This is a genomic window from Microvirga sp. BSC39, from assembly GCF_000739015.1.
In the GTDB taxonomy this organism is placed as follows: Bacteria; Pseudomonadota; Alphaproteobacteria; order Rhizobiales; family Beijerinckiaceae; genus Microvirga.
In genome coordinates this window covers 205936-231121 of record NZ_JPUG01000068.1, presented here as the reverse complement: position 1 = coordinate 231121, position 25186 = coordinate 205936, and the positions used below count along the sequence as shown (strand labels likewise).

24 protein-coding genes are annotated in these 25186 nt (G+C 65.7%); 11 read left to right on the top strand and 13 right to left on the bottom strand.

The features are described 5' to 3' along the window. Window positions 1–11: 11 nt before the first annotated feature. Complete coding sequence (locus MA07_RS16990; protein ID WP_036353443.1) at window positions 12–443, bottom strand: MAPEG family protein; 432 nt, start codon at window positions 441–443, stop codon at window positions 12–14. A 19-nt stretch (window positions 444–462) separates the two neighbouring features. Beyond that, the gene (gene guaB, locus MA07_RS16985) at window positions 463–1956 is read right to left on the bottom strand and encodes an IMP dehydrogenase (protein ID WP_036353440.1); all 1494 of its coding nucleotides are present in this window, start codon (window positions 1954–1956) and stop codon (window positions 463–465) included. A 173-nt stretch (window positions 1957–2129) separates the two neighbouring features. Here guaB and MA07_RS16980 point away from each other — a divergent pair, with 173 nt between their 5' ends. From MA07_RS16980 to MA07_RS16970, 3 genes are all read left to right on the top strand, one after another. Beyond that, on the top strand, window positions 2130–3566 hold the full coding sequence (locus MA07_RS16980; protein ID WP_036353437.1) for a DHA2 family efflux MFS transporter permease subunit: 1437 nt from the start codon (window positions 2130–2132) through the stop codon (window positions 3564–3566). 37 nt (window positions 3567–3603) lie between these two features. Beyond that, the gene (locus tag MA07_RS16975) at window positions 3604–4464 is read left to right on the top strand and encodes a dienelactone hydrolase family protein (RefSeq protein WP_036353433.1); all 861 of its coding nucleotides are present in this window, start codon (window positions 3604–3606) and stop codon (window positions 4462–4464) included. 183 nt (window positions 4465–4647) lie between these two features. Beyond that, window positions 4648–4938, top strand: a complete 291-nt coding sequence (locus tag MA07_RS16970) for a GIY-YIG nuclease family protein (protein WP_036353430.1) — start codon at window positions 4648–4650, stop codon at window positions 4936–4938. 104 nt (window positions 4939–5042) lie between these two features. On the opposite strand, the gene MA07_RS16965 is transcribed toward MA07_RS16970, so the two are convergent. The 5 genes from MA07_RS16965 to efp form a co-directional block, all read right to left on the bottom strand. After that, on the bottom strand, window positions 5043–5978 hold the full coding sequence (locus MA07_RS16965; RefSeq protein ID WP_036353427.1) for a Gfo/Idh/MocA family oxidoreductase: 936 nt from the start codon (window positions 5976–5978) through the stop codon (window positions 5043–5045). Window positions 5979–6077: 99 nt separating this feature from the next. Further along, window positions 6078–6788: an RlmE family RNA methyltransferase gene (locus MA07_RS16960; protein ID WP_036353423.1), complete on the bottom strand. Its 711-nt coding sequence runs from the start codon at window positions 6786–6788 to the stop codon at window positions 6078–6080. Continuing rightward, window positions 6785–7894 (bottom strand): Ppx/GppA phosphatase family protein, encoded by a 1110-nt coding sequence (locus tag MA07_RS16955; RefSeq protein ID WP_036353419.1) that lies wholly within the window; start codon window positions 7892–7894, stop codon window positions 6785–6787. Before MA07_RS16955 ends, MA07_RS16960 begins: the two co-directional genes overlap by 4 nt. A 116-nt stretch (window positions 7895–8010) precedes the next feature. Further along, the gene (locus tag MA07_RS16950) at window positions 8011–9195 is read right to left on the bottom strand and encodes an aminotransferase (RefSeq protein ID WP_036353416.1); all 1185 of its coding nucleotides are present in this window, start codon (window positions 9193–9195) and stop codon (window positions 8011–8013) included. Between the two features lie 201 nt (window positions 9196–9396). Continuing rightward, window positions 9397–9984: an elongation factor P gene (efp, locus tag MA07_RS16945; protein ID WP_152568903.1), complete on the bottom strand. Its 588-nt coding sequence runs from the start codon at window positions 9982–9984 to the stop codon at window positions 9397–9399. Window positions 9985–10116: 132 nt separating this feature from the next. On the opposite strand from efp, the gene epmA reads away from it, so the two are divergent. From epmA to MA07_RS16930, 3 genes are all read left to right on the top strand, one after another. Then, window positions 10117–11169 carry an EF-P lysine aminoacylase EpmA gene (epmA, locus tag MA07_RS16940; RefSeq protein ID WP_152568902.1) on the top strand — a complete coding sequence of 351 codons (1053 nt, stop codon included), beginning with the start codon at window positions 10117–10119 and terminating at the stop codon, window positions 11167–11169. After that, window positions 11166–12215, top strand: a complete 1050-nt coding sequence (locus tag MA07_RS16935) for a lysine-2,3-aminomutase-like protein (protein ID WP_036353405.1) — start codon at window positions 11166–11168, stop codon at window positions 12213–12215. The genes epmA and MA07_RS16935 overlap by 4 nt, the downstream gene beginning before the upstream one ends. Before the next feature lie 133 nt (window positions 12216–12348). Continuing rightward, complete coding sequence (locus MA07_RS16930) at window positions 12349–12729, top strand: SPW repeat protein (protein ID WP_036353401.1); 381 nt, start codon at window positions 12349–12351, stop codon at window positions 12727–12729. A gap of 194 nt (window positions 12730–12923) precedes the next feature. Here the strand turns inward: MA07_RS16930 and arfB are convergent, their stop codons facing one another. Then, window positions 12924–13346 (bottom strand): alternative ribosome rescue aminoacyl-tRNA hydrolase ArfB, encoded by a 423-nt coding sequence (gene arfB, locus MA07_RS16925; RefSeq protein WP_036353397.1) that lies wholly within the window; start codon window positions 13344–13346, stop codon window positions 12924–12926. Window positions 13347–13503: 157 nt separating this feature from the next. Between arfB and MA07_RS16920 the strand changes: the two genes are divergently transcribed. Both MA07_RS16920 and MA07_RS16915 read left to right on the top strand, forming a co-directional pair. After that, window positions 13504–14430 carry an AEC family transporter gene (locus MA07_RS16920; protein ID WP_036353394.1) on the top strand — a complete coding sequence of 309 codons (927 nt, stop codon included), beginning with the start codon at window positions 13504–13506 and terminating at the stop codon, window positions 14428–14430. Between the two features lie 106 nt (window positions 14431–14536). Next, window positions 14537–14779: a hypothetical protein gene (locus MA07_RS16915; RefSeq protein WP_036353392.1), complete on the top strand. Its 243-nt coding sequence runs from the start codon at window positions 14537–14539 to the stop codon at window positions 14777–14779. Here the strand turns inward: MA07_RS16915 and dprA are convergent. From dprA to MA07_RS16895, 4 genes are read right to left on the bottom strand one after another with little or no spacing between them, the layout of a single operon-like run. Continuing rightward, window positions 14776–15960, bottom strand: a complete 1185-nt coding sequence (dprA, locus tag MA07_RS16910; RefSeq protein ID WP_036353389.1) for a DNA-processing protein DprA — start codon at window positions 15958–15960, stop codon at window positions 14776–14778. The genes MA07_RS16915 and dprA overlap by 4 nt on opposite strands. 4 nt (window positions 15961–15964) lie before the next feature. Next, window positions 15965–16567, bottom strand: coding sequence for a glycerol-3-phosphate 1-O-acyltransferase PlsY (plsY, locus tag MA07_RS16905; RefSeq protein ID WP_036353386.1), 603 nt, complete (start codon window positions 16565–16567; stop codon window positions 15965–15967). 10 nt (window positions 16568–16577) lie between these two features. Further along, window positions 16578–17870: a dihydroorotase gene (locus tag MA07_RS16900; protein WP_036353384.1), complete on the bottom strand. Its 1293-nt coding sequence runs from the start codon at window positions 17868–17870 to the stop codon at window positions 16578–16580. 7 nt (window positions 17871–17877) lie between these two features. Continuing rightward, window positions 17878–18825, bottom strand: coding sequence for an aspartate carbamoyltransferase catalytic subunit (locus MA07_RS16895; RefSeq protein ID WP_036353381.1), 948 nt, complete (start codon window positions 18823–18825; stop codon window positions 17878–17880). A 281-nt stretch (window positions 18826–19106) separates the two neighbouring features. Here MA07_RS16895 and topA point away from each other — a divergent pair, with 281 nt between their 5' ends. Further along, on the top strand, window positions 19107–21815 hold the full coding sequence (topA, locus tag MA07_RS16890) for a type I DNA topoisomerase (protein WP_036353378.1): 2709 nt from the start codon (window positions 19107–19109) through the stop codon (window positions 21813–21815). 5 nt (window positions 21816–21820) lie between these two features. Then, window positions 21821–22327 (top strand): MgtC/SapB family protein, encoded by a 507-nt coding sequence (locus MA07_RS16885; protein WP_052003250.1) that lies wholly within the window; start codon window positions 21821–21823, stop codon window positions 22325–22327. Here MA07_RS16885 and MA07_RS16880 read toward each other — a convergent pair. Beyond that, the gene (locus MA07_RS16880) at window positions 22324–22521 is read right to left on the bottom strand and encodes a hypothetical protein (protein WP_152568898.1); all 198 of its coding nucleotides are present in this window, start codon (window positions 22519–22521) and stop codon (window positions 22324–22326) included. The two genes, MA07_RS16885 and MA07_RS16880, sit on opposite strands and share 4 nt — an antisense overlap. A 245-nt stretch (window positions 22522–22766) precedes the next feature. On the opposite strand from MA07_RS16880, the gene parE reads away from it, so the two are divergent. After that, entirely contained in the window at window positions 22767–24827 is a 2061-nt protein-coding gene (gene parE, locus MA07_RS16875) for a DNA topoisomerase IV subunit B (protein WP_036353372.1), read from the top strand. Window positions 24828–25186 lie beyond the last annotated feature (359 nt).

Sequence of the window (25186 nt, the reverse complement as noted above, 5' to 3'; positions counted from 1 at the left end):
CCCGTCCTGACTTAAACGCCCGACTCCGCCGCAAAGATGCGGATCCCGAAGATCACCCACATGGCGGCTAGGATCAGCACCCCGAACACGAACGCCATGAAGCGCTGGGAGATCTTGTTCGAGGTCGTATGGATCGCCGCGTGAACCAAGCGGCTCACCACGAATATCCAGGACATGACCACGAACAGCATGTCCGCCTTGCGGGTGATCAGCGCCAGGGCCACCAGGGCATAGAACAGCACCGGCAGCTCGAACTGGTTGTGATACGCGTTCTGGATCTGCGTCACTCGGGCAGGCCAGTTGCGCTGGCCGAGCGCGATGTCCTTCACCCGCACCTCGCCCTTGCGAAGATGGCCGACCCGGGTCCGGCCCATCCAGAACAGCAGGATCAGGGTGAGCCCGACCTGGACGAGGACGGGCAGGATGACGGAGGAGATGCTCATGGGGTGGCTCGCGTTAAGCTTAGCTGCGAGTCGGATAGTTAGGACTTTCCCGCGTGATCGTCACGTCGTGAACGTGACTCTCGCGCAGGCCTGCGCTGGTGATGCGGATGAACTGCGCCTTTTCACGGAATTCCGGCAGGGTCGCGGCGCCCACATAGCCCATGGAGGCGCGAAGGCCGCCGGTGAGCTGGTGAAGCACGCTCGCGACGGGTCCCTTGTAGGCCACCTGCCCTTCGATGCCCTCCGGGACGAGCTTCAGCGTGTCGCGCACCTCCGCCTGGAAGTAGCGGTCGGCCGAGCCGCGGGCCATGGCGCCCACGGAGCCCATGCCGCGATAGGCCTTGTAGGAGCGGCCCTGGTACAGGAAGGTCTCGCCCGGGGTCTCGTCCGTGCCGGCGAGCAGCGAGCCCACCATGGCGCAGGAGGCGCCGGCGGCCAGCGCCTTGGCGAGATCGCCCGAGAACTTGATGCCGCCGTCGGCAATCACCGGAATGTCGGCCAGGGCCGCCGCTTCGACGGCCTCCATGATGGCGGTGAGCTGGGGCACGCCCACGCCCGCCACGATGCGGGTGGTGCAGATGGAGCCCGGCCCGATGCCGACCTTGATGGCGTCCGCGCCCGCATCGATGAGCGCTTGGGCGCCCTCGCGCGTCGCCACGTTGCCGGCCACCACCTGCACGGCGTTGGAGAGCTTCTTCACCCGGGTGACGCTCTCCAGCACCTTCACGGAATGGCCGTGGGCGGTGTCGACCACCACCACGTCGCAGCCCGCATCGATGAGGCGCTCGGCGCGCTCGAAGCCCTGCTCGCCCGTCGTCGTTGCAGCGGCGACCAGAAGACGTCCCTGGGAGTCCTTGGCGGCGTTCGGATAGGCCACCTGCTTCTCGATGTCCTTGACGGTGATCAGGCCGATGCAGCGGAAGTGATCGTCGACGACCAGGAGCTTCTCGATGCGGAACTGGTGCAGGAGGTGCCGGGCCTCGTCCTGGCTCACGCCCTCGCGGACCGTGATCAGCCGGTCCTTGGTCATGAGCTCCGAGACCTTCTGGCCGGGATTGCTGGCGAAGCGCACATCGCGGTTGGTCAGGATGCCGACGAGCTTGCCCTTCGCGCCCCCGGGTCCGCGCTCGACCACTGGGATACCCGAGATGCCGTTATGCTTCATCATCGACAGCGCATCGGCGAGCGTCTCGTCCGGGAAGATGGTGATGGGGTTCATCACCATGCCGGACTCGTAGCGCTTCACGAGGCGCACCTGCTCGGCCTGGGCGTCGGGCTCGAGATTGCGGTGGATCACGCCGAGGCCGCCGTTCTGGGCCATGGCGATGGCCATGCGGGCTTCCGTCACCGTGTCCATGGCGGATGCGATGATCGGCATGTTGAGGCGGATGGTCTTGGTCAGCTTGGTGGCCACATCCACGTCGCTGGGCAGGACCTCGGAGCGGCCGGGTCGGAGCAGCACGTCATCGAAGGTCAGTCCCTCGATGATCTTATCGGCGAATACAGAGGCCATGGCCAACTCCTTGATAGCTGCGCGGATGAGAAAATAACGCGTTGGCGAGTTGGCACGGGTCCGTAGCACGGCGTTTCATTTTCGCAAAGGGTTGAGAGACGCATCCCCAGAAGATCAGCAATGCACGACCAAGGCCTTTGCAAGAAGGTTGCCGAGCGCTAAGTCCGGCGGTCATGCGTCAATCCCGCCTTCTCCCGCTGATCATCGCGACGGCCCTGTTCATGGAGAACATGGATTCGACCGTGATCTCCACATCGCTGCCGATGATCGCGCAGGATCTGGGAACCGCCCCCATCGCCCTCAAGCTGGCGCTGACCTCCTATCTGGTGAGCCTCGCGATCTTTATCCCGATCTCGGGCTGGATGGCCGACAAGTACGGGGCCCGCACCATCTTCACCGCCGCCATCGGCGTATTCATGGCGGGCTCGCTCGCCTGCGCCTGGGCCAATTCCCTCGAATGGTTCGTGTTCTCCCGCTTCGTTCAAGGCGCCGGCGGGGCCATGATGGTGCCGGTCGGGCGCCTCGTGCTCCTGCGCAGCGTCGCCCGCAGCGAGGTGGTGCAGGCGCTGGCAACGCTCACGATCCCGGCCCTCATCGGTCCCATCATCGGACCGCCGCTCGGGGGCTTCATCACGGAATTCGCCCACTGGCGCTGGATCTTCTTCATCAACATCCCCATCGGGATCCTCGGCATCATCTGTGCCTTGAAGTTCGTTCCGAACATCAGGGAAGACGACACGCCGCCGCTGGATCTCATCGGTTTCCTGCTGACCGGCGTCGGCTTCTCCCTGCTGATGCTCGGTTTCTCCACCACCGGGCAGCATCTCGTCCCGACCCAGATCTCGATCGGATGCATGGTGGTCGGAGGCATCAGCCTAGTCCTCTATGTCTTTCACGCAAGGCGCACGCCCTACCCGGTCCTGCATCTGAGCCTGCTCAAGGTGCCGACCTTTCGCGTCAGCGTCGTCGGCGGCTCGCTCTTCCGCATCGGCATCGGAGCGATCCCGTTCCTGCTGCCGCTGATGCTGCAGGTGGGCTTCGGCCTGGGTCCCCTGGCGTCGGGCTCGCTCACCTTCATCGCGGCCGTGGGCGCGCTGTTCATGAAGACCATGGCCAAGCGCATCCTCGAACGCACGGGCTTTCGCAGGCTGCTCACCATCAACGCCTTCATCGGTGCGGCATTCGTGGCGGCCAACGGGTTCTTCACGCCAGAGACGCCGCACTGGCTCATCATGATCATCCTGCTGGTCGGCGGCTGCTTCCGCTCGCTTCAGTTCACGAGCCTCAACGCCATCGGTTACGCGGAAATCTCCAACCGGGAGATGAGCTACGCCACGAGCCTAGGAAGCGCCATCCAGCAGGTCTCGCTCAGCATCGGCGTGGCGTTCGGAGCCTTCGTGTTGGAAATGGCCTCCAGCATGGACGGCGCGCCCGGGATCACGGCGGCCGATTTCGGACCGGCCTTCTGGGCGGTCGCCGCCATCTCGGCGCTGTCCGGATTCATCTTCATCCGCCTCTCGCCGAATGCGGGCGCCGAGATGTCGGGACACAGGATTGTGAAGGACAGACCGCCCTCCACCGGGCTCGGGGACGGTGCGTCGGGCCGCTAAGCTGCGCTAGCATCCCGGCAAAGACCGGGAGGCCACCATGGACCAGCGCATCATCGATCTCTACGACGACTTCACCCATGGCGGCATGAGCCGCCGCTCCTTCCTCGACAAGCTCGTGGCGCTCGCCGGCAGCGCCGCCGGCGCGGCGGCCATCCTGCCGATCCTGCAGAACAACTACGCCCACGCCCAGACCGTGCCGGAGACCGACCCGCGGATCACCGCCGAGACCGTCGACATCCCCGGTGGGCAGCCCGGCCTCAAGGGCTATCTGGTGAAGCCGAAGGATGCCTCCGACAAGCTGCCGACCGTGATCGTCATCCACGAGAACCGGGGCCTCAACCCGCATATCAAGGACGTGACCCGCCGCATGGCGACGGAAGGATTCATCGCCCTTGGCGTGGATTACCTCTCCCCCATGGGCGGCACGCCTGCCGACGAGGACAAGGGCCGCGAGATGATCGGCCAGTTGAAGCAGCCCGACGTGATCGCCAACGGCAAGGCGGCGGTGGCCTATTTGAAGGGTCGTCCGGACAGCAACGGCAAGGTCGGGGCCATCGGCTTCTGCTGGGGCGGCGGCGCGGTGAACAACCTCGCAGTCAACGAGCCGGACCTCGATGCCGGCGTGGCCTATTACGGCGGCCAACCGAAGGCGGAGGACGTGCCGAAGATCGAAGCCGCCATGATGATGCATTACGGCGGCCTCGACGAGCGCATCAATGCCGGCATCCCGGCTTACGAGGCTGCCCTGAAGCAGGCGGGCACGACGTACGAGATCCACGTCTACGAGGGCGCCAACCACGCCTTCAACAACGACACCAACGCAGCGCGGTATGACAAGGCGACGGCCGATCTCGCTTGGCAGCGGACAGTGGCGTTCTTGAAGAAGAATTTGGCTTGAGGACAGCCACTGTCATTCCGGGCGGCTCATATCTAACCCTCGTCATCACCGGCCTTGTGCCGGTGATCCTGACCATTCCAGCCGTCGGAGCCTCACCGTATCGAGATGGCCGGGACAAGCCCGGCCATGACTTAGTGGTGATGGGGACTTGCCCTCGCCGAGACAGTCAATCAATCTCAGCAGATGAGATTATATTACGTCTATCTTCTTGCGAGCCGACCCGGCGGAGCGCTCTATGTAGGCGTCACCAACGATCTGGCACGACGCGTCTGGGAGCATAAGACCGGATGCGGCAGCTATCATGCACGGCGCTACAAGATCGACCGGCTCGTTTACTACGAGAGCTACCCAAGCATTGCAGACGCCATTCAACGCGAGACGTCGATCAAGCGCTGGTCCCGCGCTTGGAAAACCAACCTGATCCTTGGGATGAATCCGACGTGGCGTGATCTCTATGAGGAGCTGAATGCCTGATCCCATTACGTCATTACCGGCCTTGTGCCGGTAATCCCGATTTGTGAGACACGACGCTTTTCGGCTCGGGATGGCCGGGACAAGCCCGGCCATGACGGTGAGCATCAATCCTCGAACGCGTCCACCTGCACCCGCTTGCCCACCATGAACGCGTCCGCCACCAGACGGAACGGAGCGTCGTCGACTTCGGAATGGCCGATAGTCAGCAAGGCGTCGAAGCGCCGGTAGATGCCCTGGTACTCGGCGGGGTCCTCATGAACCATCAGCCGCCCGCCGATTTCCAGGCAGCTGCCGCCATGGGTGAGCTTGAGGGTCAGGCCGGCCTCGGTCTCCACCTCGATGTCCCAGGTCTGCGGGCCGGTCTGGCGCCAGTCGAAGACGGCCTGGAGGTCGCCCTGCCCGTGGCTCATGGAGAAGGTGAGGTTCGCGGCGATCGGGGCATCGCGGTTGGCCGGGAATTCCAGGCTGGATGACTTGATGAAGACCGGTTCCGGCATGATGCGGGTGACGATGGAGAGCGCGTTGATGCCGGGGTCGAATACCCCGAAGCCGCCCGCCTCCCAGATCCATTGCTGGCCCGGATGCCAGTGCCGCACATCCTCCTTCCAGGTCACCTGAAGACGCTTGATGGACCAGCCGGCGAGCGCCTTCTTCGCCTCCTCGACGGCCTTGTTGTACTGGGCGTGCCAGGTGGTGAAGACCACCTTGCCGACCTTCGCGGCAAGCGCCCTCAAGTCTTCAAGCTCGCTCAACGTAGCGGCCGGGGGCTTTTCCAGCAGCACGCTCTTGCCGGCCAGCAGCGCCTCGCGGGCGATCTGATGCCGGACCTGCGGCGGTGTACAGATGGAGACCGCGTCGAGGTCCGGAAGCTTCAGAAGCTCGCGGTAATCCTGGAAGGTGTATTTGGCATCCTCGTGCGAGAGCCCGCGCGTGCTCGACACGGCAAGAAGCTCGAAATCCGGGTTGGCCCTGATCACGGGCAGATGCTGATCCTGCGCGATCTTGCCGAGGCCGATGATGCCGATGCGGTGCACTGCCATGGTCGTGGTTCCTTGGTATCCGAGGCTTGAGGCTAGAGCATCGGACCCAAAAGTGGAGGGCACTCTTGGGATTGATCCGATGATCATTTTTAGAAGCCGTCAGGCTTCAGGCGTTTCGTCCGCCCGTCCCCGGAAACCGGTCGCCATCACGTAGAGTTCCGCTGAATCCGCCCGGCTCGCCGCCGGTTTCACGTGCCGGACCACGGCAAAGTCGCGCTTGAGGTCGGCGAGAAGCTGGTTCTCGGTGCCGCCCTGGAACACCTTGGCGATGAAGGCGCCGCCGGGCGCGAGGATCTCGCGGGCGAAGTAGATCGCCGCTTCGGCGAGGCCGATGATCCGCAGGTGATCGGTCTTCTTGTGGCCGGTGGTGTTGGCCGCCATGTCCGACATGACGATGTCGGCCGGACCGCCCAGCATGTCGATCAACCGGCCGGGAGCGCTCTCGTCCAGGAAGTCGAGCTCGATGAACTCGACGCCCGGCATGGGATCGATGGGCAGGAGGTCGATGCCCACCACCTTGCCCTTAGGCCCAACCACCTTGGCGGCGATCTGGGACCAGCCGCCCGGTGCGGCGCCGAGATCGACCACCCGCTGGCCTGGCTTCAGGATGCGGTACTTCTCGTCGATCTCCAAAAGCTTGTAGGCCGCGCGGGAGCGATAGCCTTCGCGCTTCGCGCGGGCGACGTAAGGGTCGTTGAGCTGGCGCTCCAGCCACTTCTGGGAAGAGAGGGACCGCTTGTTAGCAGTTTTCACGCGCTGCTTGAGATTGCGGACACCCGAACCGGACCCCGTACTGGACTTGGCACTCACCTTTGGCTGCCCCCTCGCCACACGGAATCCTCTCGCATCATGTTCATCAAAATTCCTTCGCGCAGTCCGCGATCCGCGATGCGCAGACGCTCCGACGGGAAGGCCCGGCGGATCGCTTCCAAAATGGCGCAGCCGGCGAGAACCAGATCGGCCCGCTCCTTGCCGATGCAGGGGTTCGCCGCCCGCTGACTGAAGTCCGAATGCAGCAGGCGATCCATCACTGTCGAGATCTCGCCGTTGCGCATCCACATCCCGTCGACCCGGCGCCGGTCGTAGCGCGCGAGTCCTAAGTGAATGCCGCCGACCGTGGTGACGGTTCCCGAGGTTCCGAGCAGATGGAAGTTATGGGCGCGCCCCGCCTGGGCGGCCACAAGGGCAAAATCCATGAGAAGCTCGGACACTTCCTCGACCATGCCCTCGAAGATCTCGGGCGTGACGTCGATGCCGCCGTGGCGCTCGGCCAGCGTCACCACGCCGACGGGGAGCGAATCCCACGCGCGGATGCGCTTGCACGGATCGGCGAAAGCATGCGGCGCCCGTCCGTCGAGCCAGGCGATCTCGGTGGAGCCGCCGCCGATATCGAACACGATGACGGACTGCGCCTTGGGATCGACCAGGGACGCGCAGCCGGTGACGGCGAGATAGGCTTCCGTCTTGCGGTCGACGATCTCGAGGTCGAGGTCGAGTTCCTCGCGGACACGGTCGATGAACGCGGGACCGTTCTCGGCGAGGCGGCACGCTTCGGTGGCCACAAGTCGCGCGCGCTTCACGTCCTTCGCGGCCATCTTCTCACGGCACACGCGCAACGCGTCGATGGTGCGCTCGATGGCGCCGTCGCTGAGCCGGTTGCCGAGGCCGAGCCCCTCGCCGAGCCGCACGATTCGCGAGAAGGCATCCACGACCCGGAAGCCGAAATGCGCAGGTTCCGCAATGAGAAGGCGGCAGTTGTTCGTGCCGAGATCGAGCGCTGCGTAGCTTCGGGAAGAACGTCGCCTTTCCGCCTGCGCAGGACGCTCGACAGTCCAGGAGGGACCGTTCGCCGACCCGTTGAGCGGATCGGGAAGCCGGTCTCCTGCATCTGCTGTCACGTCAGTCTTGACGGTCAAAACGAATTCCCCGCAGCACCCGGTTCAGGCACCTGTTTGACCAAGAGAGTAACCGCCGCCCTACCCTCCTGCCAAGGGCGGCCCCCATAGTTTATGGTTTTGCCTAGAAAGAGGTATCAGAGCGACAGGCCTCGAAACCGCTCCGCCAGCCCGCTCAGAACGTCCGCGCCCACATTGGCGATGGCCACCCGCAGATGCCCTTCCTGGCCCGGGCCGAAGTAGCTTCCTGGCAGGCACAGGACGCCCCGTTCGGTCGCCAGCTTCTCCGCCACCTGCTGTGCTTTGGCCCCGGGGAAGGGATGACGCACATAGGCGAAATAGGCGCCGGCCGACTCGATTGTCCATTCCGGCAACGGCGCGAGCGCGTCCTGAAAAACCTGTGCACGGCGGTTGATCTCCGCCCGGTTATCCTCGCGCCAGTCGCGCAGGGCCTCAATGGCCCAGGGCAGCGCGCCCTGTGACGTCCGCGGTGCGCAGATCTGGATGCAGTCGAGAATCTTGGCCACCTGCTCGATCAGACTTGCGTCCGCGGTGATCGCGCCAGTGCGGTGGCCAGGGATCGCGTAGGATTTCGAGAACGAGTAAAGCTGGATCACCGTGCTGCGCCAGTCCTCACGGGTGAAGAGCCCATGGGCGCGGTTCATGCCGGGCGGCAGGAAATCCCGATAAGTCTCGTCGATCACGAGATAAATGCCGCGCCTGGCGCAGAGCTGCGCGAAGCTGTCGATCACATGGGCCGGGTAGACGGCGCCGGTCGGGTTGTTGGGCGTGACGAGAACGATGGCCCTGACCTTCCCGTCGATCAGCGCCTCCGCATCCTCGATGCGCGGCACGAATCCGTTCTCCGCCCGGCAGGGCAGCGGGCGCGGCTCGATGCCGAGCATGTCGAGCGTCATCTGATGATTGAAGTACCAGGGCGTCGGCAGCAGCACCGCCTCACCGCGATGGGCGAGCAGCATCATGGCGGCAAAAAAGGCCATGTTGCAGCCAGCTGTCACCGCCGTATCCTCCGGCGCGATGCGGCCCTCGTAGATGCGGGACAGCTCGGCCGTATAGGCGTCCTTGAGCGGCGCATCGCCGTTGATCGGTCCGTATTGCGATCCGGCGGCCGTGCCGGCGACGGCGGCCATCCGCTCCAGCAGCTCCGCATGGGGGGCGTTGCCCGGCACCGCCTGAGAGAGGTTGATCAGCGGTCCATAAGAGCCGTCATAGCGCCTGGTCCAGGCCTGCGCCTCCGGGATGGGCGGGCTGCCGACATCGGCGACAAGAGGGTTGATGGGATAGGCAGGACCGCTCGTCATGAGACTGTTCGACTCCGCAAAAAGATAAGGGCAGGACGCCCGGTGAGCGTTCACCGGAACCGCCTGCCCTGCAAGGTGTGATTGGCTCCGCTAGACGTCACGGCCGGCCATGTGCCGGCCATCCTGATCCTGAGAGGCGCTGCACTCTTCCAGTCGAGATCACCGGCACAAGACCGGTGATGACGGGAGAGGAAAGGGCTCTTAGTCCTTCGCGCGCTCCACGTAGGAGCCGTCTTCCGTCATGATCACCACGCGGGTGCCGGCCTGGATGTGGGGCGGCACCAGGGTGCGCACGCCGTTGGACAGCATGGCGGGCTTGTAGGACGAGGACGCCGTCTGGCCCTTCACCACCGGCTCGGTCTCGGTGATCTCAAGGGTGATGCGGGCGGGCAGCTCGATGGCGATCGCAATGCCGTTATGAAGCGAGAGCATCACGGCCATGCCTTCCTGGAGGTAGGCCTTCTGGTCGCCGATGATGTCTTCCGGGACCACGACCTGGTCGTAGGTCTCGGGGTTCATGAAGTGGAAGCCCTCGCCGTCCTGGTAGAGGAAGGTATGCTCGCGGTCCTCGACGAAGGCGCGCTCCACCTGCTCGGTGGTGCGATAGCGCTCGGAGACCTTCACGCCATCGGAGATGCGGCGCATGTCGAGCTGGGTGACCGGCGTGCCCTTGCCGGGGTGGATGTTCTGGGCGGTGAGAACCACATAGAGCCGGCCGTCCATATCGACGACGTTGCCTTTGCGGAGCGTAGAGGCGATGACCTTCACGTGAGGCTTTCCTTGTGACATATAGGGGCGCGTCGTGAGGGTCGGGTCGTCCGAGCCCCAGTGGCACCGAAAATGCTTTCGGTGCCGCAAGTAGCCTATCTTGGCGCAAATCGCCAGTCCGACCTCGCGGAACCCTTTGGAATGGATAAGACCTTGGCCGCTCCCTCCCCCTGGTGGACGCCCCATGTCCACGCCGACCGGCGGCCCTTCCTCATGGGGCGGAACCGGATCCAGGCGGCCCTGCGCGGCTTTTTCGCGGAACGGGATTTCGTCGAGGTCGACACCGCCACGCTCCAGACCTCGCCGGGCAACGAGGCACATCTCCACGCCTTCGCCACGGAAGCCATCGGCCACGACGGGTCGCGGACGCCCCTTTATCTCCACACCTCGCCGGAATTCGCCTGCAAGAAGCTGCTGGCCGCGGGCGAGCCCCGGATTGCGTGCTTCGCTCATGTGTACCGCAACCGGGAGCGCGGCCCGCTGCACCACTCTGAATTCACCATGGTCGAATGGTACCGGGCCGGCGAGAGCTACGAGACGCTGATGACGGATTGCGGGGAGATCCTGGGCCTTGCCGCCGAGACGGCCGGCACCCGCACCCTCACCTGGCGCGGCCGCGAGACCGACCCGTTCCGGAAGCCCGAGCGTCTGAGCGTGGCCGAAGCCTTCGAGCGCTTCGCCGGCATCGACCTCCTCACCTCCATCAGCCTCGACGGCGAAACCGACCGGGATAGCCTTGCCGCCAGCTTGAAGGTGGCGGGCCTGCGGGTGGCGGAGGACGATACCTGGGCGGACCTGTTCAGCCGTGTCATCGTGGAGCGGGTCGAACCCAATCTCGGCCTCGGGCGCGCCACGATCCTGGACGAGTACCCCGTGGCCGAGGCGGCGCTCGCCCGCCCGGCTGCCCGAGACCCGCGGGTGGCGGAGCGGTTCGAGCTCTATGCCTGCGGGGTGGAACTCGCCAACGCCTTCGGCGAGTTGACGGACGCCGCCGAGCAGCGCCGCCGCTTTGAATTGGAGATGGCCGAGAAGATGCGGGTCTATGGAGAAAGCTACCCTGTGGACGAGGATTTCCTTGCGGCCCTGGCCCACATGCCCGAGGCCAGCGGCATCGCGCTCGGCTTCGACCGGCTGGTGATGCTCGCCACCGGCGCCTCCCGCATCGACCAGGTGCTCTGGGCGCCCGTGCCGGAGACCGGCCGGTGAACGCGATCCGCCCCCTGCGCAATCCGGCCGAACTGGCGGAGGCCGGTTTCGTGGCGCCCGAGAAACTCCCTGGATTCAAGGCGGTGGCCGAGCGCTACGCCGTCGCCATCAGCCCCGCCATGGCCCGGCTGATCGACCGCAACGACCCGAACGACCCCATCGCCCGCCAGTTCGTGCCCGACTCGGCGGAGCTGACCACCACGCCCGAGGAGCGGGACGACCCTATCGGTGATCTGGCGCACAGCCCCGTCGAGGGCATCGTCCATCGCTATCCCGACCGGGTGCTGCTGAAAGCCGTGCATGTGTGCCCGGTCTATTGCCGCTTCTGCTTCCGCCGCGAGATGGTCGGGCCGCAGGGGCTCGGCACCCTCTCGCCCGAGGCCATGGACAAGGCTTTCGCCTATATCGCCGCTCATCCGGAGATCTGGGAGGTGATCCTCACCGGGGGCGACCCGCTGGTGCTCTCCCCGCGTCGGCTGACCGAGATCACGCAGCGGCTCTCCGCCATCGATCACGTGAAGATCGTCCGCTTCCACACCCGCGTTCCCGTGGTGGAGCCGGAGCGGATCGACGAGGCGCTGATCGCGGCCCTCAAATGCAGCGGCAAGACGGCCTATGTGGCGCTCCACGCCAACCATCCGCGCGAGCTGACCCCGGACGCCCGCGCCGCCTGCGCTCGCCTGGTGGATTCAGGCATCGTGATGATCAGCCAGTCGGTGCTCCTGAGGGGCGTCAACGACGATCCCGACACGCTGGCCGCCCTGATGCGCGCCTTCGTGGAAAACCGGATCAAGCCCTACTACCTGCACCATCCCGATCTCGCGCCGGGCACGAGCCATTTCCGCCTCTCCATCGAGGAGGGCCGTGCCCTCGTGGCCAGCCTGCGCGGGCGCATCTCGGGCCTGTGCCAGCCGACCTACATCCTCGACATTCCCGGCGGGCACGGAAAGGCCGTGATCGGTCCGGACGCCATCCGGGAGAACGGGGGATGCCACACGGTCTCGGATTTCAGAGGCGGCGAACACAGGTACCCGCCAGAAAGATAACATAAGTTAGTTCAGAGGCTTCGCAGGCCGGGCATGGGCCATGAAAGCCTCTCGGAACGGGAACATGGTCCTCTGGCTGGGCTTTGACTGATGCGCTCTCGCGCGTCACCAACCATGCAGGATGAGGATCGTTATGCGTTTCATTCCAACCCGTACCCACGGCGTTATCGACTACCTGACCGGGCTTCTCCTGATCGTGGCTCCGTTCGTGCTCGGCTTCGCCGATGGCGGTGCGGCTCAATGGGTGCCCATCATCCTCGGCGCGGCCATCCTGGTCATGAGCATCATGACGGATTACGAGCTGTCGCTCGCCAAGGTGATCCCGATGCCGCTGCATCTCGGCGTCGATGCGGCCGGCGGCCTGCTGCTCGCGGCCTCGCCCTGGCTCTTCGGCTTTGCCGACCAGGTGTTCTGGCCGCACCTGATCATCGGCCTGATGGAGATCGGCGTCTCCCTGATGACCCACACGACCCCTCACACGTCGGATGTGGGCGTGGGGCGGACTTACAGCTGATCAGGCAGCCCTTCACAGGCTGGAGCATCGGACCCAAAAGTGGAATCCACTTTTGGGATCCAATTCGATGCTCCAACTCTTTGCTGGCGCATCGTTGAGTGCGGACCCAGCGGGCCACGCAGTGAAAACCGGATCCACTTTTCGCTGGCGCGGCCGGCTGGGTCCGCACGATGCGCTAAAGCCGGCTTTCGATCCTAGTCGAAGGCCGGCTTGCCGCTGCGCCCCTTCTTGGTATCGGCCCGGCGGCCTTTCGCCTCCAGCCTGCGCTTCTTGGAAGCGAGCGTCGGCCGCGTGGGCCGGCGCGGCTTGGGCCGCTCCGTCGCCTGTCGGACCAGTTCCACGAGGCGCTCCACCGCATCCTCCCGGTTGCGCTCCTGCGAGCGGAAGCGCTGTGCGGTGATGATGAGCACGCCGTCATTGGTCAAGCGACTGCCGGCGAGCCGCTCCAGCTTTTCCTTCACATAATCCGGCAGCGAGGGCGAGTTGCGCACGTCGAAGCGCAGCTGGACGGCGGTTTCCACCTTGTTGACGTTCTGCCCGCCCGGGCCGGAGGCGCGGATGAAGCTTTCCTGGAGTTCCGCTTCATCGAGCGCGATGGAGTTCGTCACCTGGATCATGGGGCCTCTGGCGGAGCGCGTACAAAGACAAGTGGAGTATCGGGACCGGATTCCAATGCAAGCTTATCCGGCGCTTGTCGATGGCTGCGATCCGCCTTAAGCGCATCATGCACCCTGCTTTTGCCGGATTGCCCGCTCCCTCCTGCTCCGGCTCCCCATGTCCGCCGTTTTCGCCAGCCTGATCCCGACCTTCCTGATCATCGCCACCGGCTGGCTATGCCGGGCCACGGGTTTCATCAATGAGCAGCAATGGTCGGGGATGGAGCGCGTCACCTATGTGATCTTCTTCCCGGCGCTCATTATCGATACCCTGTCGCGGGCCGATCTCTCCTCAGTGCCGGTTCTCGGCGTCGGCGGCGCGCTGGTCGGCGCGATCCTCGCCATGGCCGTGCTGGTGCTCGCCCTGCGCCCGCTGCTGGAGCGCCATTTCGGCATCGACGGCCCCAGCTTCACGTCGATCTTTCAGGGGGCGACGCGCTGGAACACCTTCGTGGGGCTGGCGGTCGCCGGCAGCCTGTTCGGCCAACGCGGCATCGCGCTCATCGCCGTTGCCATCGCCGCCATGGTGCCGCTCCTCAACCTGCTCGCCTTCTACGTCTTCATCCGCTTTGCCGGCCAGCCCCGGCGCAGCCCCTGGGATATCCTGCGCTCCTTCGTGACCAACCCGTTCATCTGGTCCTGCGCCGTGGGCCTTGCCCTCAACCTGCTGGCGCCTCCTCTGCCCAAACCGCTGGCCGCCTATATCGAGGTCATCGGCCGGGCGGCGCTCGCGGCGGGCCTGCTGATCGTCGGCGCGGGCCTCGACATCCGGCGCCTTGCCCGTCCGGGCCTGCCCCACGCCCTGTCGGCTGGCCTCAAGCTCGTCCTCCTGCCGGTCATGGCCGGAACCCTCGCGGGATTCATGGGTGTGACCGGGGACGACATGACGGTGACCATCATCGCCGCCTCCGTGCCCTCGGCCAGCGCTGCCTACGTGCTCGCGCGCCAGATGGGCGGGAATGCCGGCCTCATGGCGGAGATCCTGACGCTCCAGACCCTGCTTGCCCTGCTCTCCATGCCGGTGCTCATTTCCCTTCTCGGTTGATCACCGCAGCCAGACATGCAACTTCAAGTCTAAAGCATTGACTTGTCTTATTGACAGTTGTGCTGCTAACTAGGCGAATTGCAACAGTGAGACAGCTTCATTCCTCATGACCAAAGCCCTGCGCCCCTCCGGAAAAGACCTGTCCGCGAATGACGTTTCGGGCGCTGAGGACAGCGTCCACACCGGCCGCAAGATGAGCCCCGGGGAAACGGCCCAGTATGTGGCCGAGTTCTCGGCGGAGCTGTCCTACCTCGCCCGCGAAGCCAATCTCGATCTTCTGGCCTATCTGCTCGACATGGCCCGGCTGGAAGCCATCCGGGCGGTGCAGTCCGGCGACAAGGACGATTAGATCTTCAGCAGCGACACCGCATTGCCGCCGTGACGCTCCAGCCTCCCGGCGATCTCGAGTTCCAGCAAGGCCGTCTGGACCGAGCGGATCGACAGGCCGGATTGCCGGACGAGATCGTCGATGGCGACCGGAGACGGGCCAAGGAACGTGATCAGGTCGGCCTGCCCTTCCTCCGCCTCGTCCTCGATCCCGGCATCGGGCATGACGGACCGCACCGGCGCGCGGGCGATGTCGGGCAGGTCGAGCTCGTCCCAGAGTTCCTCCGACCCGAGGATGTACTGGGGCTCCTCGACGCTCCGGTCGAGACGCGGACCCGAGGCGACAAGCGGCTCCAGCACGCTTGTAACATGCTCGATTCCGGCGCAGAGGGTGGCGCCGTCGCGGATGAGATCGTTGGTGCCCTCGGCGCGGGGATCGAGCGGCGAGCCCGGCACGGCAAAGACCTCGCGCCCCTGCTCCAGGGCGAAGCGCGCCGTGATGAGCGAGCCTGAGCGCCGCGCCGCCTCCACCACCACGACCCCATAGGAAAGGCCGGAGACGATGCGGTTGCGTCGGGGGAAATCGCGCCCGCGCGGCTCCCAGCCCATGGGCATCTCGGAGACCACCGCCCCGCCCTGGTCGAGGATGGCCTGCAGCAGCGGCTCGTTCTGGCTCGGGTAGATCCGGTCGTGCCCGCCGGCGAGCACCGCGACCGTTCCCGTCCCGAGCGTCGCCTTGTGGGCTCTCGTGTCGATGCCCCGCGCCAGCCCTGACACGACCACATAGCCCGCCTCGCCCAGCTGCCGCGCGAGCCTCTCGGCGAAGGTCAGGCCGGACGCGGAGGCGTTGCGCGATCCGACGATGGCAACAGAGGGCCTGGCCAGCACGGCAGCATTGCCGCGAAGCGCAATCAGGCGTGGGGCCGTGTCGACGGCCTGGAGGGTTTTGGGATAGTCCGGCTCGCCCATGGCGATGAAGCGTGCGCCGAGGCGCGCGGCGGCGGCCATCTCCTTCTCGGCCTCGGCCCGGCTGCAGACCTTGAGCAGCAGGCGCCCGCCGCGACGGGCGAGATCCGGCAGGGCGTCCAGCGCGGCTCCCGCCCCGCCATACTGGTTGATCAGGGCGCGGAAGGTGCGCGGACCGACATTTTCCGAACGGATGAGGCGGAGCCAGTCGAGACGCTGCTCATCCGTCAGGATCATGGGATCATCCCTTCTGGCCGATCTTGCCTTCGGTTCCGGCAAGGAGGCGGCTGATGTTCTGTCCGTGCTTCCACCACAGGAGCGCCACGAGCACCACGGCGATGCCGGCCATGCCGGGCTCGCCCAGCAGCCAGAGCACGATCGGCGACGCTGCGCTGGCAACCAGGGCCGAGAGCGAGGAGTATTTCGACGCGAAAGCCACCGCGAGCCAGATCGCGCAGAAGATCAGCGCCGCCAGGGGCTTGAGGCCGATCAGCACGCCGATAAAGGTAGCAACGCCCTTGCCGCCCTTGAACCCGAGCCAGACCGGGAAGAGGTGCCCGAGGAAGGCCCCGAGGGCGGCCATCGTTGCGAATTGCGGGCCCCATTGCGCGGCAATGAGCACCGCCGCCGTGCCCTTCAGGGCATCGGCCAGGAGCGTCGCGGCCGCGAGCCCCTTGCGCCCGGTGCGCAGCACGTTGGTGGCGCCGATGTTGCCGGACCCGATCTTCCGCACGTCGCCCAGGCCCGCCATGCGGGTGAAGATCAACCCGAACGGGATCGAGCCCAGGAGATAGCCGAAAAGCAGAGCCGCCAGCAGGTACAGGAGATTGGCCTCGTCAGACATTCACTTCTCGTTACATCGTTTCGCGTTGAAAAACCACCCGGCCCGCCACCATCGTGATGGTCACCTGGCCTTCGAGGCGCGCCTCGTCGAAGGGCGTGTTCTTGGACAGGGACTTGAGCTGGCGCTTGTCGAGCACATAAGGAGCGTCCGGATCGAACACGATCAGGTCGGCCGGGGCGCCGACCGCGAGCCGGCCAACGGGCAAACCTAGGATTTCCGCGGGTTTCGTTGACAGGGCCCGCAGGAGCCGCGGCAGGGAGATGCGGTCCGAATGGACGAGGCGCAGGGCGGCCGAAAGCAGGGTCTCGAGCCCTACGGCCCCGTCGGCCGCCTCGGCGAAGGGCAGGCGCTTGTTCTCAACATCCTGTGGATTGTGGTCCGAGACGATCACGTCGACGGTGCCGTCCGCCAGCGCCTCGATCATCGCCTGCCGGTCGTCCTCGTGCCGCAGGGGCGGCGAGAGCTTGAGGAAGGTCCGGTAGTCGCCGATGTCGTTCTCGTTGAGCGCCAGGTGATTGATGGAGACGCCGCAGGTGACGGGCAGTCCCCTCGCCTTCGCGGCGCGCACGATCTCGGCCGAGTCGGCGCAGGAGATCATCGCCGCATGGTAGCGCCCGCCGGTGAGACGCACGAGCCGGATGTCGCGCTCCAGCATCACCGTCTCGGCTTCGCGCGGGATGCCGGGCAGACCGAGCCGGGAGGCGAACTCGCCCTCGTTCATGACGCCCTGCCCGACGAGATCGGGATCCTCCACGTGATGGATGATCAGCGCGTCGAAGTCGCGGGCATAGGTGAGCGCCCGGCGCATCACCTGGGCGTTCGTGACCGGGCGCGCCCCGTCCGTGAAGGCGATGGCGCCGGCCTCCTTCAGGCGGCCGATCTCCGCCATCTCGGCGCCCTGCAAGCCCTTGGTCAGCGCCGCCGCCGGGCGGATGTTGACCGTGGAGGTGTCGCGGGCGCGGCGCACGATGAAGTCGATCACCGCCGGATCGTCGAGGGCCGGGCTCGTGTCCGGCATCGACACCACGGTGGTGACGCCGCCCGCCGCAGCCGCCTCGCCGGCGCTCTTCAGGGTCTCGCGATACGGCCCACCCGGCTCGCCGATGAAGGCGCGCATGTCGATGAGGCCGGGGGCCAGCACCTGGCCGCCGCAATCGATCGCCTGTGCGTCGGCGGCCTCCTTCAGCTGCGGGCCCAGATCCTGGATCACGCCGTCGCGCACGAGCACGCCGCCGCGCTCCTCGCGGCCGCTGGCGGGGTCGATGAGGCGGGCGTTCTTGAGGAGGATGGGTTGGTTGCTCATGACGCCTTCACCTATTCGGCAGATGGCTCGCCAGAGCCTCCAGCACCGCCATGCGCACGGCGACGCCCATTTCGACCTGTTCGCGGATGAGCGACTGCGCGCCGTCGGCCACGTCGGAGGAAATCTCCACGCCCCGGTTCATGGGGCCAGGATGCATGACCAGCGCGTCGGGCTTGGCGAAGCTGAGCTTTTCCTGATCGAGGCCGTAGAAGCGGAAATACTCCTTCACGGACGGCACGAAGGAGCCGTTCATGCGCTCACGCTGGAGGCGCAGCATCATGACGATGTCGGCGTCCTTCAAACCCTTCTCCATGCTGGTGAATGTCTCGAAGCCGAGCCGGGTGATGCCGGGCGGGATCAGGGTCGAAGGCGCCACGAGGCGCACGCGGGCGCCCATGGCGGCGAGCAGGATCATGTTGGAGCGCGCCACCCGCGAATGCAGGATGTCGCCGCAGATCGCCACCGTGAGCCCCTCGATGCGGCCCTTGTTGCGGCGGATGGTGAGAGCATCGAGGAGCGCCTGGGTCGGGTGCTCGTGCGCGCCGTCGCCGGCATTCACCACCGAGCAATCGACCTTCTGGGCCAGCAGATGCACGGCGCCGGCCGCGTGATGGCGCACGACGATGATGTCGGGCCGCATGGCGTTCAGCGTCACGGCCGTGTCGATCAGGGTCTCGCCCTTCTTCACCGAGGACGAACCGACCTGCATGTTCATCACGTCGGCGCCGAGCCGCTTGCCAGCGATCTCGAAGGACGACTGCGTGCGGGTGGAGGCCTCGAAGAAGAGGTTGATCTGGGTCCGGCCCCGGAGGGTCGTCTTCCGCTTCTCGACCTGGCGGCTCACCTCGACCTGTTCGTCGGCTAGGTCGAGCAGCGCCTGAATGTCCAAGGGAGACAGCCCCTCGATGCCGAGGAGGTGCCGGTGGGGAAAAACGGATCGGGGGGCGTCTGTCATCTTAAAGCGATGGCTATAGGCGCTCCGGGAAACGGCGGCAAGCAAGGGATTTGCCTGTCGGCCATCTTATGCCCAGTCGCCGCGCCGGCAGCCTTAGGCGTACTGTGAATCCCTTGCTGGAGCGGGCCACCATGGCCATATAAAAGAGCATGCCGACCGGCTCGATTTGACTTGTCGGCCATCATCAACCACTTATTCCCGCCCCGCGGCGGTCATGGGCTGACCGCCGGTTACGCCCTGGCAGCAGGGCGTTCGTCTGCTCCCGCTTTAGGAAGTCGTTCATGAAAGTCCTCGTCGTCGAGTCGCCTGCCAAGGCCAAGACGATCAACAAGTATCTCGGCAAGGATTACGAGGTCCTGGCCTCCTTCGGGCATATCCGCGATCTGCCCGCCAAGGATGGTTCGGTCGACCCGGATGCCGATTTCCGCATGATCTGGACGCTCGAGGACAGGGGCTCGAAGCGGGTGTCCGACATCGCCAAGGCGATCAAGGGCGCCGAGAAGCTCATCCTGGCCACCGACCCGGACCGCGAAGGTGAAGCGATCTCATGGCACGTGCTGGAAGCCCTGCGTGAGAAGCGGGTGCTGAAGGACCTGCCGGTCGAGCGCGTGACCTTCAACGCCATCACCAAGGACGCTGTCCAGGCGGCGCTCCGCCAGCCGCGCCAGATCGACCAAGCGCTGGTGGATGCCTATCTGGCTCGCCGCGCCCTCGATTATCTCGTGGGCTTCACCCTCTCGCCCGTTCTGTGGCGCAAGCTCCCCGGCGCCCGTTCGGCCGGCCGCGTGCAGTCGGTGGCGCTTCGCCTCGTCTGCGACCGGGAACTCGAAATCGAGACGTTCAAGCCCCGGGAATACTGGTCGCTGATCGCCACGCTCGCCACCAAGGACGGCGGCGTGTTCGACGCGCGGCTCGTGGGGGCCGACGGCAAGAAGATCACGCGCCTCGACATCGGCAACGGCAAAGACGCGGAAGCCTTCAAAAAGGACCTGGAGCTCGCGACCTTCTCGGTGGCGAACATCGAGGCCAAGCCGGCCAAGCGCCACCCCTACCCGCCCTTCACCACCTCGACCCTGCAGCAGGAGGCCTCACGCAAGCTCGGACTGGCGCCGGCGCAGACCATGCGCATCGCCCAGCGCCTCTATGAGGGCGTGGACATCGGCGGCGAGACGGTCGGCATCATCACCTATATGCGGACCGACGGCGTCGACATGGCGCCGGAGGCCGTGCAGGACGCCCGTCGGGTGATCGGCAAGGAATACGGCGACCGCTATGTGCCGGGCGCCCCGCGCAAGTACACCACCAAGGCCAAGAACGCCCAGGAGGCCCACGAGGCCGTCCGCCCGACGGACATGAGCCGCCTGCCGAAATATGTGGCCAAGTACCTGGAGCCGGAGCAGGCCCGCCTTTACGACCTGATCTGGACCCGCACCATCGCGAGCCAGATGGAATCGGCCGAGCTGGAGCGCACCACCGCCGACATCACGGCCCAGGTGGGCCCGCGCAAGCTGGACCTGCGCGCCACTGGCCAGGTGATCAAGTTCGACGGCTTCCTCACCCTCTACAACGAGAGCAAGGACGACGAGGCCGACGAGGACGAGGGCCGCCTGCCGCCCATGAAGACGGGCGACCACCTGGAACGCCGCCGCATCGCCGCGAGCCAGCACTTCACCGAGCCGCCGCCGCGCTATTCGGAGGCCTCGCTGGTCAAGCGCATGGAAGAGCTCGGCATCGGCCGGCCCTCCACCTATGCCGCCGTGCTGCAGACCCTGCGCGACCGCGAATACGTCAAGATCGAGAAGAAGCGCCTCGTCCCCGAGGACAAGGGCCGCATCGTCACCGCCTTCCTGGAAAGCTTCTTCCGCCGCTACGTGGAATACGATTTCACCGCGGACCTGGAGGAGCAGCTCGACCGGGTCTCGAACAACGAGATCGACTGGAAGCAGGTGATGCGCGAGTTCTGGCAGCACTTCTCGGCCGCCATCGGCGAGACCAAGGAGCTGCGCACCACCGAGGTGCTCGACGCGCTGAACGAACTGCTCGGGCCGCACATCTTCCCGGACAAGGGCGACGGCTCCAACCCGCGCACCTGCCCGACCTGCGGCACGGGTCAGCTCTCCCTGAAGCTCGGCAAGTTCGGCTCCTTCATCGGCTGCTCGAACTACCCCGAGTGCAAGTTCACCCGCCAGCTTGCCGCGACCGGCGTTGACGGCGACGGCGAAGGCTCGTCCGAGAACGGCGGCCAGCCCGGCGTGAAGGTTCTGGGCCAGGATCCGGACACGGGTCTGGAGGTCACCCTGCGCGACGGCCGCTTCGGCCCCTTCGTGCAGCTCGGCGAGGGCGAGAAGCCCAAGCGATCCTCCCTGCCGAAGGGTCTGTCCCCCGCCCAAGTCGATCTGGAGAAAGCCTTGAAGCTCCTAGCGCTGCCGCGTCAGGTGGCGGTCCACCCGGAATCGGGTGAGCCGATCCTGGCGAGCATCGGCCGCTACGGGCCGTATGTTCAGCATGGCAAGACCTACGCCAATCTCGGCGCCGGCGACGACGTGCTGGAGATCGGCGCGAACCGGGCCATCGACCTGATCGTCACCAAGGAGAGCGGCGGAGGCGGCGCCCGTCGTGGTGCGGCCGACCCGGGCCGCCCCCTGGGTGCAGATCCTGAATCGGGCAAGCCTATCGTGGTGAAGGCCGGGCGCTTCGGTCCGTACGTGACGGACGGCGAGACCAACGCCACCCTGCCGCGCACCATGGCGGCTGAGGCTGTGACGCTGGACGAGGCCGTCGAGCTTCTGAAGGCGCGCCGGGCAGCCGGCCCGTCGAAGAAGCCCGCCCGCGGCCGCAAGGCTCCGGCCAAGAAAGCTGCCGCCAAGGCTCCTGCGGCCAAGAAGACAGCGACCAAGACCGCAGCCAAGAAGAGCACGGCCAAGAAGGCGGCTCCGAAGAAGGCTGCCACCAAGTCGGCTGGCGCAAAGAAGACCGCCAAGGCAGGCTGAGTGCGATGGACGAGTGGCTGTTTTGGCTGAACGAGGAATACGGCGATCAGGTCGAGATCTCGCTGCGCCTGTGCGTGGCGACGATCGCGGGCATGATCGTCGGCATCAACCGGGACATTCACAACAAGCCCATCGGGATGCGGACGCTGGGGCTCGTCTCCCTGGGCTCTGCTCTCGTGATCCTGGCGGGCTCGGTCTATGAAGGGCTGCACTTCTCGCAGGACGCGGTCAGCCGCGTCGTGCAGGGTATCCTGACGGGCTTGGGCTTTCTTGGCGCAGGCTCGATCCTGCGAGCCAAGGACGGGACGGAGGTTCAGGGCCTCACGACGGCAGCGACGGTCTGGATCGCGGCAGGTCTCGGGGTGACGGCCGGTTTGGGTGCATGGTTCATCACGGCGGCCGGTACCCTGGTCACGCTGTTCCTGCTGACTTACGGCACCCGTCTCGAGGCAAAGCTCATCCGGGTTTTCCGCCGAAACCGGAACCGCGACGAGGAAACGTTAGAGGATTAGACTGAGTAGACGACCAGGCTCAGTCCCATGACGGCCACGGCCGCCATGCCAAGCCAGATCAGGCTTGTCCCATAGGAGCGGGGCGCTGATGTCGCGGTATCGGGTTCGTCGAAAGCGAAGGCTTCGCCCGCATTGCGCGCGGCGCGGTCGAGATGAAGCTTCTGGGCCGGTGCCAAAGTTGTCCGCGTCGTCACGCCTAAATCTCCCGTTAAGCTCATGCTTAACCATTCAACGTGAATAGAATTTAAACAGTTCCGGATGACGGGCGTAAGACAGTCTTTAGGGGGAATTCGTTGGTAACCTTTACAGGCTAACGTGCCGCACACTTTTACCGCCTGTCACTGAAAATCATCTTCACGTTTCCGTTTTGTTCTCGTATAAAAACGGGATGAGAAATAGTGTAAAGAAGCGCGAATCATCATCCCGGACCAAGGTCCCAATGACAGACAACGACGATCTCTTCGGGGGCGCCGCGGCCAAGCGTGCCGCGCCTGCCACGGCCCGCAACGCCGCCGTCAAGGTCTCCCGCCAGGCGCCCCCCCAGGGCACCCCGGACGAGGCCGGCTACGACGCGTCGGCCATCGAGGTGCTGGAGGGGCTTGAGCCCGTCCGCCGCCGGCCGGGGATGTATATCGGCGGCACGGATGAGAAGGCGCTGCACCACCTCTTCGCCGAGGTGATCGACAACTCCATGGACGAGGCGGTGGCGGGCCACGCGACCTTCATCGAGGTGGAGCTGGAGGAAGGCGGCTGGCTGTCCGTGACCGACAACGGGCGCGGCATCCCGGTCGATCCGCACCCCAAGTTCCCGAAGAAGTCGGCGCTCGAAGTGATCATGACCACCCTGCATGCGGGCGGCAAGTTCGACTCGAAGGTTTACGAGACCTCCGGCGGCCTGCACGGCGTCGGCGTGTCGGTGGTGAATGCCCTGTCCGAAATTCTCGAGGTCGAGGTCGCCCGCGGCCAGACCCTGTACCGGCAGATCTTCTCCCGCGGCATTCCGCAGGGCAAGATCGAGACCGTGGGCCGCGTGCTCAACCGGCGCGGCACCAAGGTGCGCTTCAAGCCCGACTGGCAGATCTTCGGCAAGGAGGCTCATTTCCAGCCCCGCCGCCTGTTCAAGATGGCCCGCTCCAAGGCCTATCTGTTCGGCGGCGTCGAGATCCGCTGGAAATGCGCTCCCTCGCTGGTCGAGGGCGTCGCCAACGTTCCGGCGGACGCGACCTTCAAGTTCCCGAACGGCCTGAAGGACTACCTGCTCCACGACATCGAGGGCAAGGAGCTGGTCACGGACCAGATCTTCTCCGGCAAGATCACCAAGCCCGGCAGCCACGGCTCGCTGGAATGGGCGGTCGCCTGGATGACCAACGAGGATGGGTTCTCCACCTCGTACTGCAACACGGTGCCCACCCCTGAGGGCGGCACCCACGAGAACGGCCTGCGGATCGCCCTGCTGCGCGGCCTGCGCGAGCACGCCGAGCGCGTGAACCAGGCCAAGCGCATGGCGGCGGTGACCACCGACGACGTGATGGCCACCTGCGCGTCCATGCTGTCGGTGTTCATCCGCGAGCCGGAGTTCCAGGGCCAGACCAAGGATAAGCTGGCCACCGTCGAGGCCGGCCGCATCGTCGAGAACTCGATCCGCGACACCTTCGACCACTGGCTCGCCGCCTCGCCGCAGCAGGCCAACAAGCTGCTCGACTGGGTCATCGACCGGGCCGAGGAGCGCCTGCGCCGCCGTCAGGAGAAGGAGGTCGCCCGCAAGACCGCGACCCGCAAGCTGCGCCTGCCGGGCAAGCTGGCCGACTGCTCCAATGCCGGCGCCAAGGGCTCCGAACTCTTCCTGGTCGAGGGCGACTCGGCCGGCGGCTCCGCCAAGCAGGCCCGCGACCGCGCCACCCAGGCCGTGCTGCCCTTGCGCGGAAAAATCCTGAACGTGGCTTCGGCCGGCCGGGACAAGCTGCACCAGAACCAGCAGATCTCGGACCTCGTCCAGGCGCTCGGCTGCGGCCAGGGCTCCCAGTTCCGGGAAGGGGATCTCCGCTACGAGAAGGTCGTCATCATGACCGATGCGGACGTGGACGGCGCCCACATCGCCACCCTGCTGATCACGTTCTTCTACCGGCAGATGCCCAAACTCATCGATAACGGGCACCTCTACCTTGCAGTCCCGCCGCTCTACCGGCTGACCCAGGGGGCCAAGTCGGCCTATGCCCGGGACGAGGCGGACCGGGAGCGCCTCATGAAGACGGTGTTCAAGGGCAGCGGCAAGGTCGAGGTCAGCCGCTTCAAGGGACTGGGCGAGATGCTGCCGGGGCAGCTCAAGGAAACCACCATGGACCCGAAGAAGCGCCTGCTTCTGAAGGTGGTTGTGGCCGACGACGAGCGGCCGGAGGCCAGCGACGTGGTGGAGCGCCTGATGGGCAACAAGCCCGAAGCCCGCTTCGCCTTCATCCAGGAACGCGCCGCCTTCGCCGACGAGGCGGATCTGGATATTTGAGGAAAACGTTAGGTAGTTGCTCCCTTTCGACATCATCACCGGCCTTGTGCCGGTGATCTCGGTTGGTAAAGGCATCGCTTTTCGGATCAGGGCGACCGGGACAAGCCAGCCATGACGTTGAGTTTGGCAGCCTCGGAACTTTCTTCGATTTTTTCAAAAAAGTTTGGAACCATCTTCTTCCCAGCCCGTTGTACAAGCTCACCGGCTCATTCTGCCCCCACGGGCCGGTCCCTCAAGGCTCCCTCGCGGGGGCCTTATTTTTTGCCTGAACGGCCCTTCGCTGCGGAATGGATCTCTTGGCGTTTCCGCGCGTCATGACAATGACAGCCGCCGGGCTGGTCGCAGCCAAGCTTGCGTGC

What these genes read in the sequence shown, in the direction of transcription:
- MA07_RS16990 (WP_036353443.1), bottom strand. Translation starts at nt 443, where the DNA reads ATGAGCATCTCCTCCGTCATCCTGCCCGTCCTCGTCCAGGTCGGGCTC.
- guaB (WP_036353440.1), bottom strand. Translation starts at nt 1,956, where the DNA reads ATGGCCTCTGTATTCGCCGATAAGATCATCGAGGGACTGACCTTCGAT.
- MA07_RS16980 (WP_036353437.1), top strand. Translation starts at nt 2,130, where the DNA reads ATGCGTCAATCCCGCCTTCTCCCGCTGATCATCGCGACGGCCCTGTTC.
- MA07_RS16975 (WP_036353433.1), top strand. Translation starts at nt 3,604, where the DNA reads ATGGACCAGCGCATCATCGATCTCTACGACGACTTCACCCATGGCGGC.
- MA07_RS16970 (WP_036353430.1), top strand. Translation starts at nt 4,648, where the DNA reads ATGAGATTATATTACGTCTATCTTCTTGCGAGCCGACCCGGCGGAGCG.
- MA07_RS16965 (WP_036353427.1), bottom strand. Translation starts at nt 5,978, where the DNA reads ATGGCAGTGCACCGCATCGGCATCATCGGCCTCGGCAAGATCGCGCAG.
- MA07_RS16950 (WP_036353416.1), bottom strand. Translation starts at nt 9,195, where the DNA reads ATGACGAGCGGTCCTGCCTATCCCATCAACCCTCTTGTCGCCGATGTC.
- efp (WP_152568903.1), bottom strand. Translation starts at nt 9,984, where the DNA reads ATGTCACAAGGAAAGCCTCACGTGAAGGTCATCGCCTCTACGCTCCGC.
- MA07_RS16930 (WP_036353401.1), top strand. Translation starts at nt 12,349, where the DNA reads ATGCGTTTCATTCCAACCCGTACCCACGGCGTTATCGACTACCTGACC.
- arfB (WP_036353397.1), bottom strand. Translation starts at nt 13,346, where the DNA reads ATGATCCAGGTGACGAACTCCATCGCGCTCGATGAAGCGGAACTCCAG.
- MA07_RS16920 (WP_036353394.1), top strand. Translation starts at nt 13,504, where the DNA reads ATGTCCGCCGTTTTCGCCAGCCTGATCCCGACCTTCCTGATCATCGCC.
- MA07_RS16915 (WP_036353392.1), top strand. Translation starts at nt 14,537, where the DNA reads ATGACCAAAGCCCTGCGCCCCTCCGGAAAAGACCTGTCCGCGAATGAC.
- dprA (WP_036353389.1), bottom strand. Translation starts at nt 15,960, where the DNA reads ATGATCCTGACGGATGAGCAGCGTCTCGACTGGCTCCGCCTCATCCGT.
- plsY (WP_036353386.1), bottom strand. Translation starts at nt 16,567, where the DNA reads ATGTCTGACGAGGCCAATCTCCTGTACCTGCTGGCGGCTCTGCTTTTC.
- MA07_RS16900 (WP_036353384.1), bottom strand. Translation starts at nt 17,870, where the DNA reads ATGAGCAACCAACCCATCCTCCTCAAGAACGCCCGCCTCATCGACCCC.
- MA07_RS16895 (WP_036353381.1), bottom strand. Translation starts at nt 18,825, where the DNA reads ATGACAGACGCCCCCCGATCCGTTTTTCCCCACCGGCACCTCCTCGGC.
- topA (WP_036353378.1), top strand. Translation starts at nt 19,107, where the DNA reads ATGAAAGTCCTCGTCGTCGAGTCGCCTGCCAAGGCCAAGACGATCAAC.
- MA07_RS16885 (WP_052003250.1), top strand. Translation starts at nt 21,821, where the DNA reads ATGGACGAGTGGCTGTTTTGGCTGAACGAGGAATACGGCGATCAGGTC.
- parE (WP_036353372.1), top strand. Translation starts at nt 22,767, where the DNA reads ATGACAGACAACGACGATCTCTTCGGGGGCGCCGCGGCCAAGCGTGCC.